The organism is Neobacillus fumarioli NBRC 102428 (assembly GCF_001591485.1).
Classification (GTDB): domain Bacteria; phylum Bacillota; class Bacilli; order Bacillales; family Cytobacillaceae; genus Neobacillus; species Neobacillus fumarioli.
Genome location: NZ_BCUZ01000010.1, coordinates 1 through 16,546 on the forward strand (window position 1 = coordinate 1; position 16,546 = coordinate 16,546).

The following is a 16,546-nucleotide window of genomic DNA, read 5'->3' on the forward strand; positions in this document are numbered from 1 at the left end:
TACTAACTAGTTAGTATTTTTGATCACATGAATAGTATACATGAAATTTTTAGAATTTTCAACAATTTGCATCGAGCAAATTTCTTATAAACGCCGGATTAAAAGCAGAGAAGCTAACTCCCCTGCTCATAAAATCAGCATTTCAATCGTGTATTTCACCAATCCTTTCAATAATAGTCGCGTTAGCCATTCCTCCGCCCTCGCAAATGGCCTGTAGACCGTAGCGGCCTCCTGTTCTTTCCAATTCATGCATCATGGTAACCATCAAACGGGCACCGGTTCCGCCTAATGGGTGTCCTAAAGCGATCGCCCCTCCATTTGGATTTAGCTTCTTACGGTCAGCCTTCATTTCATCTAACCAGAGCATCGGAACAGGTGCAAAAGCCTCATTCACCTCATAAGTGTTCATATCTTCAATAGAAAGCCCCGCTTTTTCAAGAACTTTTTTCGATGCGATGGAAGGGCCTGTCAGCATTAAAGTCGGATCAGAACCGACAACAGAACGCGCCACAATACGGAACCGCGGTTTCAGCCCAAGCTTCTCTGCTTTTTCCCGTGACATTAAAAGGAGGGCTGCAGCACCATCACTCATTTGACTGGAATTTCCGGCATGTATTCTTCCACCTTGCATAAAGGCAGGTTTAAGGGATGCCAGTTTATCCAATGACGTATCTCTTCTCGGGCCTTCATCATGCTTGACTACGACCGTAGTTCCATCTTCAAGCGTTACTTCAACAGGCATAATCTCGCGGTCAAAACGGCCTTCATCTTGTGCTTTGACCGCTTTTTGGTGGCTCTCAAGCGAAAATTGATCAAGCTGGCTGCGGCTGTACCCCCATTTTTCCGCAATCCGCTCGGCGGATAAGCCTTGATGAATCATTTCATATTTAGAAGTCAACACGTTACTCCAAGTTGATTCCTTTCTGGATGACCCCATTGGAACTCTACTCATGCTCTCGACACCGCCGGCAATAACCACATCCATATCTCCGCTTACTATTGCCTGAGCGGCAAAATGAATGGCCTGTTGACCGGAGCCACATTGGCGGTCAATGGTCGTTCCTGGAACGTGTATAGGAAAATCCGCCATTAAAGCAGCAGTACGTGCAATATTTAATCCTTGCTCTTCTACCTGAGCAACACAGCCTAGAATCACATCTTCAACTAAACTAGAGGAGATGCCGGCACGATGGACTAATTCTTTCAAAACTTTTGCCGCCAACTCATCTGGACGGACTGAACTAAATAGCCCATTTCTCTTTCCTACAGGGGTACGGACTCCTTCAACAATCACAACTTCTCGCATAACCTATTGCCTCCTATTTACTAAAATTTGGACCATGTGATTCTTTTTTCTAAAAGAACAGTTCCAACTACATTACATGTGCGCCGCCATCGACTACCAGTACGTCTCCGGTCATAAAGTTTGATGCCGGTGCTGCCAAAAAGACTGCTACCCCTTTCAAATCTGAGTCAGAGCCAAATCTTCTTAATGGCGTTCCTTCAAGGATTTGATTTCCTCTTTTTTCAAGTAACACCTTGGATATCTTCGTTGGAAAAAATCCCGGAGCAATGGCATTAACATATATTCCATGATGGCCCCATTTCGTCGCCAGATCCTTTGTAAAGGTAATGACTGCTCCTTTGCTAGTGTTATAACCTATTGCATTCATGACGTTCGGATTGGAACCGCCAAGTCCGGCAGTGGAGGCAATATTAATGATTTTGCCGCCTTTTTGTTGAATCATTACTTTACCGACTTCCTGTGACATTAAGAAAGTGCCGGTGACATTCGTATTCATTACCTTATACCAGGCATCAAGCGGCATCTCTTCCACCGGAGCTCCCCAGGAAGCACCGCTATTATTCACAAGAATATCTATGTGACCAAACTGTTCAAGCGTTTGTTCCACCGTTCGTTTAACGTCTTCCGGATTTGTCACATCGCATTGTAACGCTAAGCTCTCAATGCCAAGCTTTTTCAGACTTTCGCTGACTTCCTCACAGGCCTCCAGTTTTCTTGAGCAGACAACGACATGTGCCCCTGCTTCGGCGAAGCCTTCTGCAATTTGCTGACCAAGCCCCCGGCCTCCGCCTGTAACAATGGCAACTTTTCCAGTTAAATCAAATAGTTCTTTAACGTGCATGAATGATCCTCCTAAGATTATTGGTACTTCCGTCATTCGTACCTACGGCGCACTTCATTCGAACTGTTTTGAAATTTCAATTATTTTTTTAAAACAAAAGATCCTATCCAATTTAGCAATAAACCCAGCATTCATCAGGAAACTTCCTGTTAATGCCGGGCCAATACTGGTCTATCTTTCGTATTAGTAAAGCTGATAAACAACATTGCCCGCTATTGTCACTTTGCCATGTTGATTAACGGCTTTAACAGAAAACTTTAGTGTTTTGTCTTGCTTTTCCTTTAATTCAGCTTTTAATGTTATTACATCATTCAAAAACACCATATTTTTAAAGCGAATAGAATAATCCTTCACAAAACCTTCTTCATAATATTCCGTAAAAAGTTTTGCCAGGTTGCCCATTGTCCACATTCCATGAGCAATAATCCCCGGCAAGCCTGCTTTTGCCGCCTCGTCATCAATGGTATGAATCGGGTTAAAGTCACCGGAAGCGCCGGCATATTTGATTAGGGCAATCCTTGAAACAGGCGCAAGGCTAACTTCATTTAGCGATTGGCCAACCTGTAATTCTGCTAGTCTACTCATTTCGCCAACACCTTCCTTACCGCTTCCGAAATGATGACAGTTGAAGTGGAGCTAAAAATGACCTTTCCTGCTGCATCTTCACCAATGTTCTCAATGACCAGGAATCCCATTTCTCCAAAGCTCCCTTTCTTTTCAAAATAATTCTTTATCGTTGTATAGCAATAAATTTCCTCGCCAACAAACAGCGGACGGTTATAGTGAAAACTTTGTTCCCCATGAATCAAGCCTTTATTCGGCAGGTGCAGACCTTCAATGAAACCGTAATCGAATACCCGCGGGAAGGTTGGCGGTGCAATATTCTTCTTATATCTTGACTTTTCCCCAACCTCTTCATCGTAATAAATCGGATGTAGGTCGCCGATTGCTTCAGCAAATTTCTTGACAACACCCCTTTCGACGATATTTTTGACTTTGGCAGATTTTTTGCCAATTTGATCTTTGAACAATATGCCTCACCTCACTTGTTTTTTAGCATTTAGGTCCACCGGCGACATAGATGACCTGACCGTTGATAAAGGATGATTTCTCATCAGCAAAGAATGCGACTGCGTTTGCGATATCTGCCGGTTTGCCGCTGCGTCCGACAGGAATATTGGCAACGCTAGCTTGAATAAGCTGTTCGAAGGAAATGCCGATTCTTTCTGCTGTTTGTTTTGTCATATCCGTTTCAATAAATCCTGGGGCAACACAGTTCGTTGTTATTCCATAACGTCCCAGTTCAATCGCCAAGGTTTTTGTAAAGCCCTGCAGCCCGGCTTTTGCCGCAGCATAGTTAGCCTGACCGCGATTGCCGAGCGCTGAAGTTGATGAAATGTTGATGATACGACCATATTTATTTTGCACCATATATTTTTGGGCAGCACGGGCAGCATGAAAAGAACCTTTTAAATGCACATCCATTACTGCCTGCCAATCAGAGTCCGTCATTTTGAACAGCAAATTGTCGCGGATCACCCCGGCATTATTCACCAAAATGTCCAAAGATCCAAATGTTTCAACAATTTCCTTTGCGACATTTTCTACTTCTTCAGCATTCACTACATTAGCCACTTTAGCATACACATCATGGCCTTTTTCTCTTAATTCATTGGCTGTTTGGCTTAAAGCTTCTTCATTTAAGTCAATAATCGCCACTTTTGCGCCTTCTTCTGCGAACAATTCCACGATTCCTTTGCCAATTCCCCTACTGCCTCCAGTCACAAATGCCACTTTTCCAGCAAATCTTCCTGCCATTATATCTCCTCCTATAAATCAAATTTTCTTTTTTCGTGATCTCCTATACCGGAAAAACACTCAGTCCACCTTTATTTTTCATTTAGATAACGCTTTTTCAATTTTCGGGTTACACGTATTGATCAATTTTCACATGACCTTTCAGTAAGTTTCGGGAAATGATCATGCGCTGAATTTCGTCAGTTCCATCGTAAATTCTCCACAGACGAGCTTCACGGTACCATCTTTCAATTGGCAATTCTTTCGTGTAACCCATACCTCCATGAATTTGCATGACGCGGTCAACGACACGATTCCCCATATTGGCGCCATACAATTTAGCCATTGATGCAAGGTGACGGTTATCTTCACCATTATCAAGTGTCCAAGCTGCATTTAATACTAACCATTTAGCTGCTTCAATTTCAACAGCAGAGTCAGCAATCATCCATTGGATTGCCTGTCGTTCAGCGATTGGTTTCCCAAAGGTTACCCGTTCTTTCGAATAGTCGATTGCCATTTGCAATAGACGCTCAGCCGTACCGACTGCTCTTGCACCGACAACCCAGCGCGCAAAGCCAATCCATTCAAGTCCCAGATTGTAGCCTTTGTGCAGCTCTCCAAGGATATTTTCTTCCGGGACACGGACATCATCAAACACTAATCCGGCTGGCCCCCATTCACCCATTGTATGTATGAATTCTGATTTCCAGCCCATATCACGGTCGACAATAAAGCAAGTTACTCCTTCGCGTCCTCTTGATTTTTGATGCAGTTCTTTATCCGTAATAGCCATTGCCATAACGAAATCGGCCTCATTTCCACCGGTAATGAAGGTCTTTTCACCGTTTAACACCCATTCATTTCCATCCTTTACAGCGATCATTTTAATATTGCGGGTGTCTGATCCGGCACCAGGTTCGGTCATGGCAAAACATGATTTCTTTTCCCCATTGATGGTTGGAATTAAATATTTTTTCTTTTGTTCTTCATTTCCGTAATAAAGAATGTTATCGGCAGATCCGCCAAAGGAGAATGGAACGAACGTTTTGGCAACTTCCATTAACACAATGGCCATCATCATTTGTCCCAAATTGGCGCCGCCGTATTCTTCCGGTGTATTGATTCCCCAGAAACCAGCTTCTTTTGCTTTTAGTTGTAATTCTTTCAATTTACCTGGAGGCAAGCTTGGTTTCCCTTCCCGTTCATTTCTTAACACATCATTTTCAAGTGGCATTAGCTCTTTTTCCACGAATTTTCTAATTGTTTGCTGCACCATTTTTTGTTCATCCGTCAGACGCAAATGCATACTTTTCACTCCTCTAGGAATCTAATATGTTTTATTTAACATACCCACCGGTTGGTATGTTTACTTTAATTTTATTTCGAACTTTCAGAAAATACAAGTTTTATTTTAAAAAGATTCCAATTCATTTTTCATGACTATTTACTTGAAAGCAAGCAAATGATAATAGTGATATTCATTTGAATATCTCGTTTCAAAGTATCCTACAAGAGGTGATTTGATGAGCTACAGGGACTACTTGGATTCACAGTCTGAGCGTTTTCTCTATACTTGGACAAGACCAAAACGCCAAAAATCTCAAGTAAAAGGCCAAACAAAGCTGTCACATAGCGGAATCATCTTAAGGAGCAATGCCAAAGCCCATCGCTGGGGGTAATGTTTTGGCAATGAAACGAAACACGCGGGATTGTCCGCGAACTTCGAAGCCTTTTTCCGATTCGGGAAAAGGCTTCTTTTTTTCATTGAAACTATTGCTTCAGAAGTTTTCTTGCATAAACATATTGCGCTAACTTGCTGATAACGATAACATATTTCTAGAAACTAGAAATCGGAGTGACAATAATTGAATACATTACACTTGCGCAATGCTGAACTAGAGGATCTGCCGGCTATTGTCGACATTTACAATTCAACGATTCCTAGCAGGATGGTAACAGCTGATACAGAACCGGTAAGCGTGGAAAGCCGTATTCAATGGTTTCATGACCATTCTCCAAAGTTTCGTCCGCTTTGGATAGCAGAATATAATGGCAATATTTGCGGCTGGATCAGTTTTCAATCGTTTTACGGAAGACCAGCCTATCACGCTACCGCAGAAATTAGTATTTATATTCATACGGATTATCGCGGGAAAAAGCTGGGGCCTTTTCTGCTCCAAAAAGCAATCGATGCTTGCCCTGGATTGAACATTAAAACATTACTTGGATTTATCTTTGCCCATAATGAACCAAGTTTAAAGCTGTTTCAGCGCTTTGGTTTTCAAAAATGGGGCCATCTCCCGAACATAGCAGAACTAGATGGGATTGAAAGGGATTTAATTATTTTAGGAAGAAGAATTTCTTCTTTATAACTTTTTCTATTATTTTAAGCTTCCAAACTTATTTATCATCTAGTAAAATATACTATAGTTGAAAAGATTTCCTAAAGGAATTGAAGATTTTACATGCAGAAAAAAAAACTAATTCTATTTTATATTATCTTTAGTATTTTGTGGATTTATGGTTCCAATTATGTAATTAAAGAATTTGTACCCCCTTTTATAGGTAAAATTTTGATTAGTTTAAAAGAATTTCTTTATGTTGTAACTACTGGCTGCTTTATCTACTATTCGATCAATAAATCAAAGCAGCTTCATTCTTGCAAAGAAGATCAAAAACGTTTATCAACGTTAATTAATTCCATGATTGACTTTGTTACGTTTAAAGACGGGGAAGGAAGATGGATTGAAGCAAACGAGTTTGGGTTAAAATTGTTCCAACTTGAAAATGTGGGTTATCGAGGCAAAAAAGACTCAGATTTAGCGGAATACTCACCATTCTATGCTGATGCACTCCGAAACTGTGAAGTAACGGATGAGGAAACTTGGAAAAACGGAACCATTACCCGTGCAGAAGAAATCGTTCCAATGCCGGAAGGTCCACCAAAAACATTTGATACGATTAAAGTTCCGTTGTTTCACACAGATGGTTCACGCCAAGGACTTGTGATCATAGGACGAGATATTACGGAAAAAATCCAATTAGCCAGGCAGCTTGAGGAAAGCCGGCAACAATATAAATCATTATTTGATTACAGCCCTGATATTATTTATATGCTCGATTTACATGGTAATATTATCAATTTAAATCCTCATTTTGAGGTCATCACCGGCTTCAAAAGAGACGAAATGATTGGTAAAAATATAGCAACCATTCTGCCTCAAAAGTATAATCGGCATCTTCATAAATTTATTTCAACCGTCACAAAAGAGAGTAAGCCAGTTATGTACGAGCTTAAAATCCCCGATGCACGAGAGAATATCATGATCCTGCAATGCACCTCTGTTCCGATTGTTGTAAATGGTAACACTACCGGAATTATTGGATATGGCCGGGATGTAACCGAAATGAGAAAGACAGAAGAACGGCTTAGACGAACGGAAAAACTATCTGTTGTCGGAGAACTCTCTGCCAGCGTTGCGCACGAAATTCGTAACCCGCTTACTTCTTTAAAAGGTTTTGTTCAGCTGATGCAGACCGATGATCAAAAACACCAAGCGTATTACCAAATTATGCTAGATGAATTAAATCGGATTAACCATATTGTCGGAGAACTGCTTCTGCTTGCCAAGCCTCAGCACCTTAAATTGAAAACAGCGGTCGTGCAAAACCTGTTAGACGATTGCATTTCATTATTACGCACAGAAGCAAGACTGTATAATGTTCAGATTGAAGCGTTTTTACCTGATGAAGACATTGTGATGGATTGCGAACCGAATCAACTTAAGCAATTATTTATTAATCTGATTAAAAATGCTGTTGAAGCTTCTGTTAATGGCGGGAATGTGATGGTTACCCTCGAACAAGCCGGGACAGATCAGCTACTCATCACCATTAAAGACAATGGATGCGGAATTTCGAAAGAAAGATTAAAGAGACTTGGTGAACCTTTTTATTCATCAAAAGAAAAAGGAACAGGGCTGGGACTAACTGTCAGCTTTAAGATTGTTCAAGCACATAAAGGGACCATCCATTTTGAAACCCAGAAACAGATCGGAACAACAGTTTCCATCTATTTCCCCTTGTCACAATCCGTTGAAAACATTGACAAACTGCCGATCACTTAGAGTTCGGCAGTTTTTTATTATTTAATGGAGACCGCTTCTTGCTGATTGTGACGATTACGAAAATAGGCAACTCCTAATAAAATGAGCGGGATTATAATCTGGAAGGGCCAATGAACATAGATCGGAACAACCCTTAGCCCTTCTTCAATATGTTCTGCGTAATTTTTCGCAATCATCATAGCAGTTAATAGGATGAAAAGGCCAATCGGTAAAGTTAGTTTTTTATGATCCTGAAATTGGAACAGATCCGTTGTTCCAATTATCGCTGCATAAGTGAAGACGGCTACTTTAATAAAACCGGCAATGATTAAATAAAGCATAAACAAGACATCAAGCCGCTCGATGAAATTGGCAAGCTCGATTTTACTGACGGTTGATAGCAGTGGATATGGAGACCGTATAAACAAGCCGGTTCCAAGAGTCGCGATATTGATTACACATGCAATCGTAAAGTTGATTCCGCTTAAGATGATGCCAGAAATACAAACTTTCTTTACTTTCTCCGGCTTATTTAAATAGGGAAGCACCATGGTAAATACGACCATTTCCCCAAACGGAAACGTAAGATTTTGGGTAAGAACACTCTTAAAAATCGGCATCAAGCCATTTTCTAATATCGGCCTTAAATTTTCCAAATGAATTAACCCGGAAAAAATAAGCAAGAAAAAGCCGCCGATCGCTATAAAATACACGACGCCAAAATAAAGCTCCCCTACCCTAGCAAGCACTTCAAACCCTTTATGAAGCGCATAAATAATGGTAAGAATAAGCAATGCCATGAGAAAAAAAAGAGGAGTTTGCGTATATACCGTCGCCGTAAGCAATTCTCCAAAATCTCGCAGCACTCTAGCAGCTAAATAGGCAAAATAAATAATATAGAAAAAGCCGATGAACCGACCAATCCATTTCCCCATAATGAATTGAACATAACTTGTCAGAGGGAGATTCGGATAGAACAAAAATAAACGATAATAGACGAGAAAAAGCAAGATGCCCCCTGCCATGCCAAGCAAAATAGCAATCCAGGCATCCTGTTTCAGTTTTACTGGGTACCCAACCAAAATTGCACTGCCCATTTCAAACAATACTACAAGAACAAATAACTGTCTTGCACTGATTTTGGCTTTTTCCATCGAAATCTCCCCCTTTCCCAATTACTGTTTCAAATCATTCCAAAATGGGTTATTACGTTTTCCTGCAGAACGGTAATGGGCATCAACTTTAACATGAATCTCCATTTTAGCAAATTGAGCATTCCAATCGCCTTTCATTTTCTTCCAGATATTAGGATTTACCCGATGTACATAGTCTCCAAATCCAAAAATATCCGCTTTTAAGGATTGCGCTTTATGGATCGAGCGTTCCACATCTTTCTTGATCTGTTCAGCTGTTTTTTTCTCGATCACATCCATGCTCATTGAATTTGTTACTTCATAAGGGACATTTATTTCACTAAGTTTAAACGAGGTTTCAATCAAGACGTTCATCGAAGGTTTTCCGTTTTTCGTCACTAGGGAAATTTTGGTTTTTGAGATAAAAGGGATTGTGCTGACAGCATCTTTTTTGCCCTCCCAATTAAAATTAATATCTGTCCCTTGCATTTTTTTCATGACCCAAACAGCCCCTTTCGCTTCGTTGCCGGTTAACCAACCCGCTAACTTTCCGCCTTTAAAAACCGCAAGACCATCTGCTGTAACCAACGCAGGAGGTTTTGTCGTAACAACTGATTGCGGTGTTGTCCCTTTTTTCGAATTTCCCGTTAATCTAAAGGCGCTAATGACTGGTTCTTTTCCAGGGTCGATAAGGTTTGCAAGAATATCATCAATACTTACTTTAATATTTTCACCGAGCATTCGTTCTGTTGCTTGTAGCGTTTTGATAAATTTTTGTACCGGAATTTTATCCAGATTTGTCAGCGTTGCGATAAAATCCTCTGCCCTGCCTCCTTTAGCAATCGTTACAAAGGTAGTGGTCCGAAAAACAGCATCTCGGTCCAATGCATCCAACAAATCCAAAATCCCATCTTTTGCCAGTTCCTCACTGATCACAAAGATCTTCGTATGGGCATAATATATTGACCGCGGAATTTGTTTAGCTGCTCTACGGCTCGCTTCTGTTAAATTATTCCCGGAGCTTTTATAAACAATAACGGGTGATCCTTGGCCTCCGCCGCCATTTTGTCCTGATGCCACACTGGCCGGAACGACCACTTGAAGGGAAACATCAAATTTTTCTTTTTTTCCTTTATCAACGCCCATTGCCATCACAAAGGCCAAGTCTGTTAGCTCCTGCTGATCCCAACAGCCACTTAGAAGGGTAACGGTACTAAGAAGCAGCAACACACAAGCAAACAAATTCTTCATGACTTTTTTCCTTCCGAATTTTGTGATTCTTTTACGTTTTGACTCGGCGGGGCTGGTTTTTGATTGGATCCTGTCCTTACGGTATTACCTTTACTAATAAATTGGGGACGATTTTTAAACGCCCAAATTGGAAACCGGATAAATACATCCTGCTGGTTCTCTGTATTAAACGGTGCCAGCGGCGCCATATAAGGCACACCAAAGGAACGCAATGAACAGAGGTGAATCGCCATAATCATAAGGCCAATCATGATGCCATAAAAACCGGTGAAAGCGGCCAGTGCCATCAGGACAAACCGAAGCAATCGTACAGAAATGGCCATTGCAAAAACAGGTGTTGAAAAATTAGCGATCGCTGTAATAGAAACAACAATGACCATCATGGGAGACACGATATTGGCCTGTACAGCTGCTTGCCCGATTACTAGCGCACCTACAATAGAAACTGCCTGACCTACTGCCCTTGGAAGACGCAAGCCGGCTTCCCGTAAAATTTCAAAGGTGACCTCCATGACCAATGCCTCGACAAAAGCCGGAAACGGAACATTTTCCCGCTGTGCAGCAATCGCAATCGCCAGTGTCGTCGGAATCATTTCCTGATGAAACGTTGTGGCCGCAATATACAACGACGGGCCAATCAGCGCAATAAAAAAAGCGATAATTCGTAAAACACGAATACCTGTTGAAAGATCAAAGCGAGAGTAATAATCATCCGGTGCCTGAAAAAACTGGACAAATACCGCAGGGACTGTTAGGACAAACGGACTGCCGTCAACCACGATGGCAATTCTGCCTTCAACAAGCTGCGAAGCTACGACATCCGGTCTTTCTGTATGATAGGTCGTCGGAAAGGAAGTAAAGGTTTGATCTTCAATCGATTGTTCAACATACCCTGAATCTATAATCGAATCAATATTGATTCGATGCAGCCTGTCCCTTACCTCCTGAATGATTTCTTCATTTGCGATGCCTTTTACATAAAGAATCGCAACATCTGTTTGGGTAATTGTACCAATTTTCATTGTTTCCACCCAAAGGTTCGGGCTTTTGATCCGCCTTCGGATTAAGGCAGTATTGGTCCTCAATGTTTCGTTAAAAGCATCTTTCGGTCCACGGATGGATAATTGCTGGGAAGGTTCTTGGATTGGGCGCCGATCTCCTCCCCTCGTTTCCCCGCTCAGTGCTTTACTATATCCGTTTAAAAAAATGACCGTACAGCCTGATAATAATGCATCGAACAATGCATTCCAGTTTCGAATGGTTCGGATGGAACCAACCGCCACGATTTTATCCATAACAAATTGAAAAAGGTCTGATTCCTCACTAATTTGCTTGGTTTCCGTAAATGATTCTAAAATATAATCGCTGATTCCTTTCCCATCTACAAGTCCATCGATATAAGCAAGTGCTCCCCCAATTTGCCCGATTTTTATTTGCCGAATAACGAGGTCGGAACTATTTCCCATTTCCTCTTGTAAATGTTTAATATTCATTTGCACATCTCGATCAATCGGCAAATCATCCGGCTTTAATGGATCCAGTATTTGACGGTAATTATCACTTTGCCTTCTTTGGTGTTTCTTTTTTAGCATTTTCGATAAAATCGACACTATTTCGGCCTCACTTATCAAGCTTTTATTAGTGGTTATGTTAACCAAAATAGCTCCATTTATCCACTAAATGGAAGATTAAGAATGTTTTATTTATGGAATAATAAGGTAAATGAAAGATAGGAGTTATTTGCGTGAAAGTATTCTTCGTCATGGTGCTTTTGTCTGTAGCTATGTTCATGTTTATCGTTTCATTAGATTTAATCATGCATTTCCCTCTTTCCGGAATCATTGAAAAAGAATTGGATCCATTTAGAGTAACAGAGGGAATTGAAATGATCTTCTTTTCGATTTTTGCTCTTTATTTTGCAATAAAAGCGATTTATGAGTTCGTGAAAAAGAAACAAAATAGCAACTCTTCTTAAATCAAGTCATATTGTAGGTAATGTAAAAAATGCCTTTGGTCCAGTTTTGACCAAAGGCATTTTCACAAGATAAGAAAGAAAATTTTGACTTCGAAAATTGTCCAGCTTCAGCGCCTAGCCCCTCGGGACAAATAACCTTCTACCCTAAAAGTCCAAAAACCAGACTTTTAGGGCAGAAGAACATTTGCCCGTCGGGGCTGACCAAGGCGCTTACGCTTTTCTTACAGACTATTGCCAAGCTCGGTTTCTCGTGATTTTAAATAGGTTTTATTCCCTGCCAAGAAAAATATCATACTTCCTAATGAGGGCAATGATCCAAAACATCAGTTGTCCGGATAAATGTCCCATTAAGAAGCCTCCAACAATCGGACCGAGAAAATTACCGATTTTTCGAAACTGGCCAGCTCCGAAATACGTCCCACGTAAATGTTCCGGAGCCAAGTGGTCCATCATCATGTTATTAGAAGGGAAAATTAATATTTCCCCTAATGTAAATAACACGCCTGAAAGAATTCCCATCATCCAGCCGTTAATAAAACTGAAACCAATTAACCCTGCAGAAATACAGATAGCACCAACCACCATTACTTGCATCAAACTGAATTTCTCTGCAAGATGACTGATCGACACTTGCAGCATGACGACCATAATGGCATTCAACGTTATCAGTACGGAAAAAATCGCAATACCATTTTCCACGTGTTTCGCTAAAAACTGCGGCAAATTCGAATCCATTTGAACATAACCGATATTAATTACTATAATTCCAAGTAAAAGGTATCTTAGGGCTTTATCTGTTTTAACCACATGGAAAGCATTAGCGAACGATACAATCTTTTTGTCAGTTTCCACTTTTGAAATAACCAGTTTTTTCATGAACCATAATAGTGCAAGACCATAAATCAAGTAAGTAGAGCCTGTCAAAAGAAATGACATCCTTGCAGATGTGTTTGCCAAATATGCACCAATTAACGGTCCAACAGAAGCACCAATATTAATGGCCGTATAGCGTAATGAATACACTATGATTCGTTTGTCTTTGTCGGTGAAATCAGCCATCATGGCCTGGGATGAAGGTTCAAAGAACGATCCGCATAAACCGTTAAAAGCATTTAACAAAATAAACCATCCCTGTCCATTCACAATGGTAAAACCATAGTAGACAAGGGCAAGTCCGAAAACAGATGTCAGCATGATCGGTTTTCTTCCAAACCGGTCTGATAAATGACCTCCGACAAATCCGCCAACTGTACCCATTAACGGGCTCATGGCAACTGTTAAACCAATAACAAGCGGTGAAGCATCCATATTCCTGGATAAAAAAATCGATAAAAAATGGCAGTGTCATAAAGACGGAACCGCGTGATAATGCGGTACCAACTAATAATACCCAAACAATCGGGTGGAACTGTGCGACATAATTTTTTACTTTGTTCATAGGCAGGTCCCTACATCTTATCTATGTACTTACTAGTTAACTATTTTACGGCATGAATGTAAGGAAATTTTTTCCTTTTTAGAAAAATTAAAACGCCAGCCTCCTACCAAGCTGGCTTATATGTTAATTCGGTTCTTTATATTTCATTGCTCGACTACTGTCGCTGATCCCCTTTGTTGTCGGGTCCTGGATGATTCCCAACATACCAAGAAGAACAAAAATAGCATTCACTAATGTTATGACCCAATCTTTAAATACATGGGTCAATTGAAAATTGGTTATACCCAGATAATGCAACCCAGTTAGAATGAGCTCCGCCACAATAAAAAGTTGTGAAATAAAGGCAATCACCCAATTCCGGTTTTTAAAGCGGACCTTCCAGTTGATCATCATCTCACCTCTATCGAAATACCTTTTTAGTAACATATGCTTGAAGTGAAAATGGTTGTCCACGTTTATCCTTCTTAGATAAAATATTGTTTAAGTGGGATAATAGCAGCAAAACACTTTTGTGGTCTTTTTAAGGAAGAGAAACTATAATATAAAAGTTATAAATCCCATTAAAGGTAAGGAGATGCAATGGACAAGTTACAGCCATATTGGGAAAAGGCCGTCCGGCTTTGGAAGAAACTCCATCTCACGCAAATTATTTTATTAATCATTCTTATTGTTGTTCTTGTAACCATCTGTTATTTTGGCTGGCTTGCTTCAAGAGCAAATGTCCAATCATTGAAGAAAGGCCTTAGCCAGCCTACCGTGATCTATGATAAAGACGGCCAAGTTGCCACCAATGTAACAACCAATCGTACGAGGGGTGTGAATATCAAAGATCTTCCCAAATACGTTCCAAATGCCGTTGTCGCCATTGAAGATGAGAGATTTTATGAGCATGGCGGCTTTGATATCAGAGGAATCGCACGCGCCTTTTTCGGCAATCTGTTAGCAGGTAGAATTACCGCCGGCGGCAGTACGATTACACAGCAACTGGCCAAAAATGCCCTTCTCTCACCTGAACAAACGTTTAGGCGCAAAATCGAGGAATTATTTTTAGCAGTGAAACTTGATAAAGTCTATTCAAAAGATGAAATCCTGCAAATGTACTTAAATCAAGTGTATTTTGGCAGTGGAGCATGGGGAATTGGCAATGCTTCAAGGAAATATTTCGATAAAAATATCCAAGATGTAACAATTAGTGAAGCAGCCATGCTTGCCGGTCTTCTACATGCACCTAACTATCTTGACCCGTATAAACATTACGATTTGGCGATGAAACGCCGGGATGTCGTGCTGGCCAAAATGAAAGAACTGGGAATGATTACGGGAGCGCAATATAAACAAGCCAAAGCGGAGAAAATCAAACTCCACGATGGAGGCGGCAGCTACATTGAACGAAAATATCCATACTACACCGATGCCGTATTAAATGAAGCCATTTCTCGTTACGGATTAACCCAAGATGAAATTTTAACCCGAGGTTATCGAATTTATACAGAAATGGATCAAAACTTGCAGGCGAATCTGGAAAGATTGTATAAACGAGATGACTTATTCCCAAGTGGAATGGGAGGACAGCTGGTGCAAAGCGGTTCCGTACTCTTGGATCCTGCAACCGGCGGGGTCAGGGCACTGGTCGGCGGACGCGGCAACTATGTGTTCCGCGGGTTCAACCGAGCCACACAGCTCGAAGCACAGCCCGGATCAACCATAAAGCCGCTTGTCGTTTATACACCGGCACTCGAGGCGGGATATACGTATTCATCAGAGCTGAATGATGAGCCCGTTACATTCGGAAATTACAAACCGGAAAATTTCACCAAAACCTATTCCGGCAAAGTTCCAATGTACAAAGCGCTGGAAGAATCACTCAATGTACCGGCCGTTTGGCTGTTAAATAAAGTCGGGCTTGATAAAGGGCTTGATGCATTAAAACGCTTTGGTATTCCTTATGGGAAGCAGGACGAAAACCTAGCCATCGCCCTTGGCGGGATGAGTAAAGGTGTTTCTCCGGTAGAAATGGCTGATGCCTTTTCCGCTTTTGCTAACGGTGGAAACAGGGAAGATAGCCATTTAATTACCAAAATTGTTGGTCCAACCGGCAATATTATTGTCGAACGAAAGCCGAAAATAACAAAAGTGACTTCGGCTAAAGTTGCGAACGAAATGACTTCCATGCTCCTAAATGTGGTGGAGTCTGGTACAGGAAGACGGGCATATATTCCGGGAGTGCAAATTGCGGCCAAAACCGGCTCAACACAGCTACCTTTCACCGAAAATGGTACGAAAGACCAATGGATGGTCGGATATATGCCTAATCTTGTCGGCGCCATTTGGCTTGGCTTTGACCAAACCGATCAAGAACATTATTTGCCAAGTTCCAGTTCTGCCAATGTCGTTCCGATTTTTAAAGAAATGATGAAAACTTCACTGCAATATATTCCAAAGCAAAACTTTGCGGTGCAGTCAGTAAATCAAGAGTTGGCAGGCAAATCGTCTCAAGGGTCATCCTTTGAGGAACAAGCACAAAAAATCGGGCAGGAATTAAATGAAAATGCAAAGAAAATTGGTTCTGTAATCAAGGAACAAGCCCCAACTTGGAAAAAAGGGTTGGATACTTTTATGAACAATGTAGAAGATGCAGTCAATACTTTGGTGAATAAATTGCAGGATATGAGAAGATAGCACGCCAGTCTTGGCGT

Annotated in this window: 16 protein-coding genes; 5 read left to right on the forward strand and 11 right to left on the reverse strand. The window is 41.0% G+C overall.

Features of this window, described 5'->3' with window-relative positions; genetic code table 11:
• Nucleotides 1-142: 142 nt before the first annotated feature.
• The 6 genes from BFU02S_RS03475 to BFU02S_RS03500 form a co-directional block, all read right to left on the reverse strand.
• Entirely contained in the window at nt 143-1,306 is a 1,164-nt protein-coding gene (locus tag BFU02S_RS03475; RefSeq protein WP_066366597.1) for a thiolase family protein, read from the reverse strand.
• A gap of 67 nt (nt 1,307-1,373) precedes the next feature.
• A complete protein-coding gene (locus BFU02S_RS03480; RefSeq protein WP_066366599.1) occupies nt 1,374-2,147 on the reverse strand; it encodes an SDR family oxidoreductase in 774 nt (257 codons plus the stop codon).
• Nucleotides 2,148-2,330: 183 nt separating this feature from the next.
• Nucleotides 2,331-2,732 carry a MaoC/PaaZ C-terminal domain-containing protein gene (locus BFU02S_RS03485; protein ID WP_066366601.1) on the reverse strand — a complete coding sequence of 134 codons (402 nt, stop codon included), beginning with the start codon at nt 2,730-2,732 and terminating at the stop codon, nt 2,331-2,333.
• Entirely contained in the window at nt 2,729-3,178 is a 450-nt protein-coding gene (locus tag BFU02S_RS03490; RefSeq protein WP_066366605.1) for a MaoC family dehydratase N-terminal domain-containing protein, read from the reverse strand. The genes BFU02S_RS03485 and BFU02S_RS03490 overlap by 4 nt, the downstream gene beginning before the upstream one ends.
• 22 nt (nt 3,179-3,200) lie before the next feature.
• Complete coding sequence (gene fabG, locus BFU02S_RS03495) at nt 3,201-3,965, reverse strand: 3-oxoacyl-ACP reductase FabG (protein ID WP_066366608.1); 765 nt, start codon at nt 3,963-3,965, stop codon at nt 3,201-3,203.
• A gap of 109 nt (nt 3,966-4,074) precedes the next feature.
• Complete coding sequence (locus tag BFU02S_RS03500) at nt 4,075-5,253, reverse strand: acyl-CoA dehydrogenase family protein (RefSeq protein WP_066366609.1); 1,179 nt, start codon at nt 5,251-5,253, stop codon at nt 4,075-4,077.
• 217 nt (nt 5,254-5,470) lie between these two features.
• On the opposite strand from BFU02S_RS03500, the gene BFU02S_RS16235 reads away from it, so the two are divergent.
• The 3 genes from BFU02S_RS16235 to BFU02S_RS03510 all read left to right on the forward strand — a co-directional run bounded on the left by BFU02S_RS16235 (nt 5,471) and on the right by BFU02S_RS03510 (nt 8,074).
• Nucleotides 5,471-5,626: a YpzG family protein gene (locus BFU02S_RS16235; RefSeq protein ID WP_084360972.1), complete on the forward strand. Its 156-nt coding sequence runs from the start codon at nt 5,471-5,473 to the stop codon at nt 5,624-5,626.
• A 186-nt stretch (nt 5,627-5,812) separates the two neighbouring features.
• The gene (locus tag BFU02S_RS03505; RefSeq protein WP_174520324.1) at nt 5,813-6,319 is read left to right on the forward strand and encodes a GNAT family N-acetyltransferase; all 507 of its coding nucleotides are present in this window, start codon (nt 5,813-5,815) and stop codon (nt 6,317-6,319) included.
• A 93-nt stretch (nt 6,320-6,412) separates the two neighbouring features.
• Nucleotides 6,413-8,074 carry a PAS domain S-box protein gene (locus BFU02S_RS03510; RefSeq protein WP_066366611.1) on the forward strand — a complete coding sequence of 554 codons (1,662 nt, stop codon included), beginning with the start codon at nt 6,413-6,415 and terminating at the stop codon, nt 8,072-8,074.
• A 17-nt stretch (nt 8,075-8,091) separates the two neighbouring features.
• Here the strand turns inward: BFU02S_RS03510 and BFU02S_RS03515 are convergent, their stop codons facing one another.
• From BFU02S_RS03515 to BFU02S_RS03525, 3 genes are read right to left on the reverse strand one after another with little or no spacing between them, the layout of a single operon-like run.
• Nucleotides 8,092-9,207, reverse strand: a complete 1,116-nt coding sequence (locus tag BFU02S_RS03515) for a GerAB/ArcD/ProY family transporter (RefSeq protein ID WP_066366614.1) — start codon at nt 9,205-9,207, stop codon at nt 8,092-8,094.
• Between the two features lie 21 nt (nt 9,208-9,228).
• On the reverse strand, nt 9,229-10,437 hold the full coding sequence (locus BFU02S_RS03520; protein ID WP_066366618.1) for a Ger(x)C family spore germination protein: 1,209 nt from the start codon (nt 10,435-10,437) through the stop codon (nt 9,229-9,231).
• Nucleotides 10,434-12,029, reverse strand: coding sequence for a spore germination protein (locus tag BFU02S_RS03525; RefSeq protein ID WP_066366745.1), 1,596 nt, complete (start codon nt 12,027-12,029; stop codon nt 10,434-10,436). Before BFU02S_RS03525 ends, BFU02S_RS03520 begins: the two co-directional genes overlap by 4 nt.
• A 152-nt stretch (nt 12,030-12,181) precedes the next feature.
• On the opposite strand from BFU02S_RS03525, the gene BFU02S_RS03530 reads away from it, so the two are divergent.
• A complete protein-coding gene (locus tag BFU02S_RS03530; RefSeq protein WP_066366621.1) occupies nt 12,182-12,412 on the forward strand; it encodes a YczF family membrane protein in 231 nt (76 codons plus the stop codon).
• Nucleotides 12,413-12,679: 267 nt separating this feature from the next.
• Here BFU02S_RS03530 and BFU02S_RS03535 read toward each other — a convergent pair whose 3' ends face one another.
• Nucleotides 12,680-13,738: an MDR family MFS transporter gene (locus tag BFU02S_RS03535; RefSeq protein WP_268872887.1), complete on the reverse strand. Its 1,059-nt coding sequence runs from the start codon at nt 13,736-13,738 to the stop codon at nt 12,680-12,682.
• 235 nt (nt 13,739-13,973) lie between these two features.
• A complete protein-coding gene (locus BFU02S_RS03540) occupies nt 13,974-14,240 on the reverse strand; it encodes a phage holin (protein ID WP_066366638.1) in 267 nt (88 codons plus the stop codon).
• A 189-nt stretch (nt 14,241-14,429) separates the two neighbouring features.
• On the opposite strand from BFU02S_RS03540, the gene BFU02S_RS03545 reads away from it, so the two are divergent.
• Nucleotides 14,430-16,529 (forward strand): transglycosylase domain-containing protein, encoded by a 2,100-nt coding sequence (locus BFU02S_RS03545; protein WP_066366640.1) that lies wholly within the window; start codon nt 14,430-14,432, stop codon nt 16,527-16,529.
• Nucleotides 16,530-16,546 lie beyond the last annotated feature (17 nt).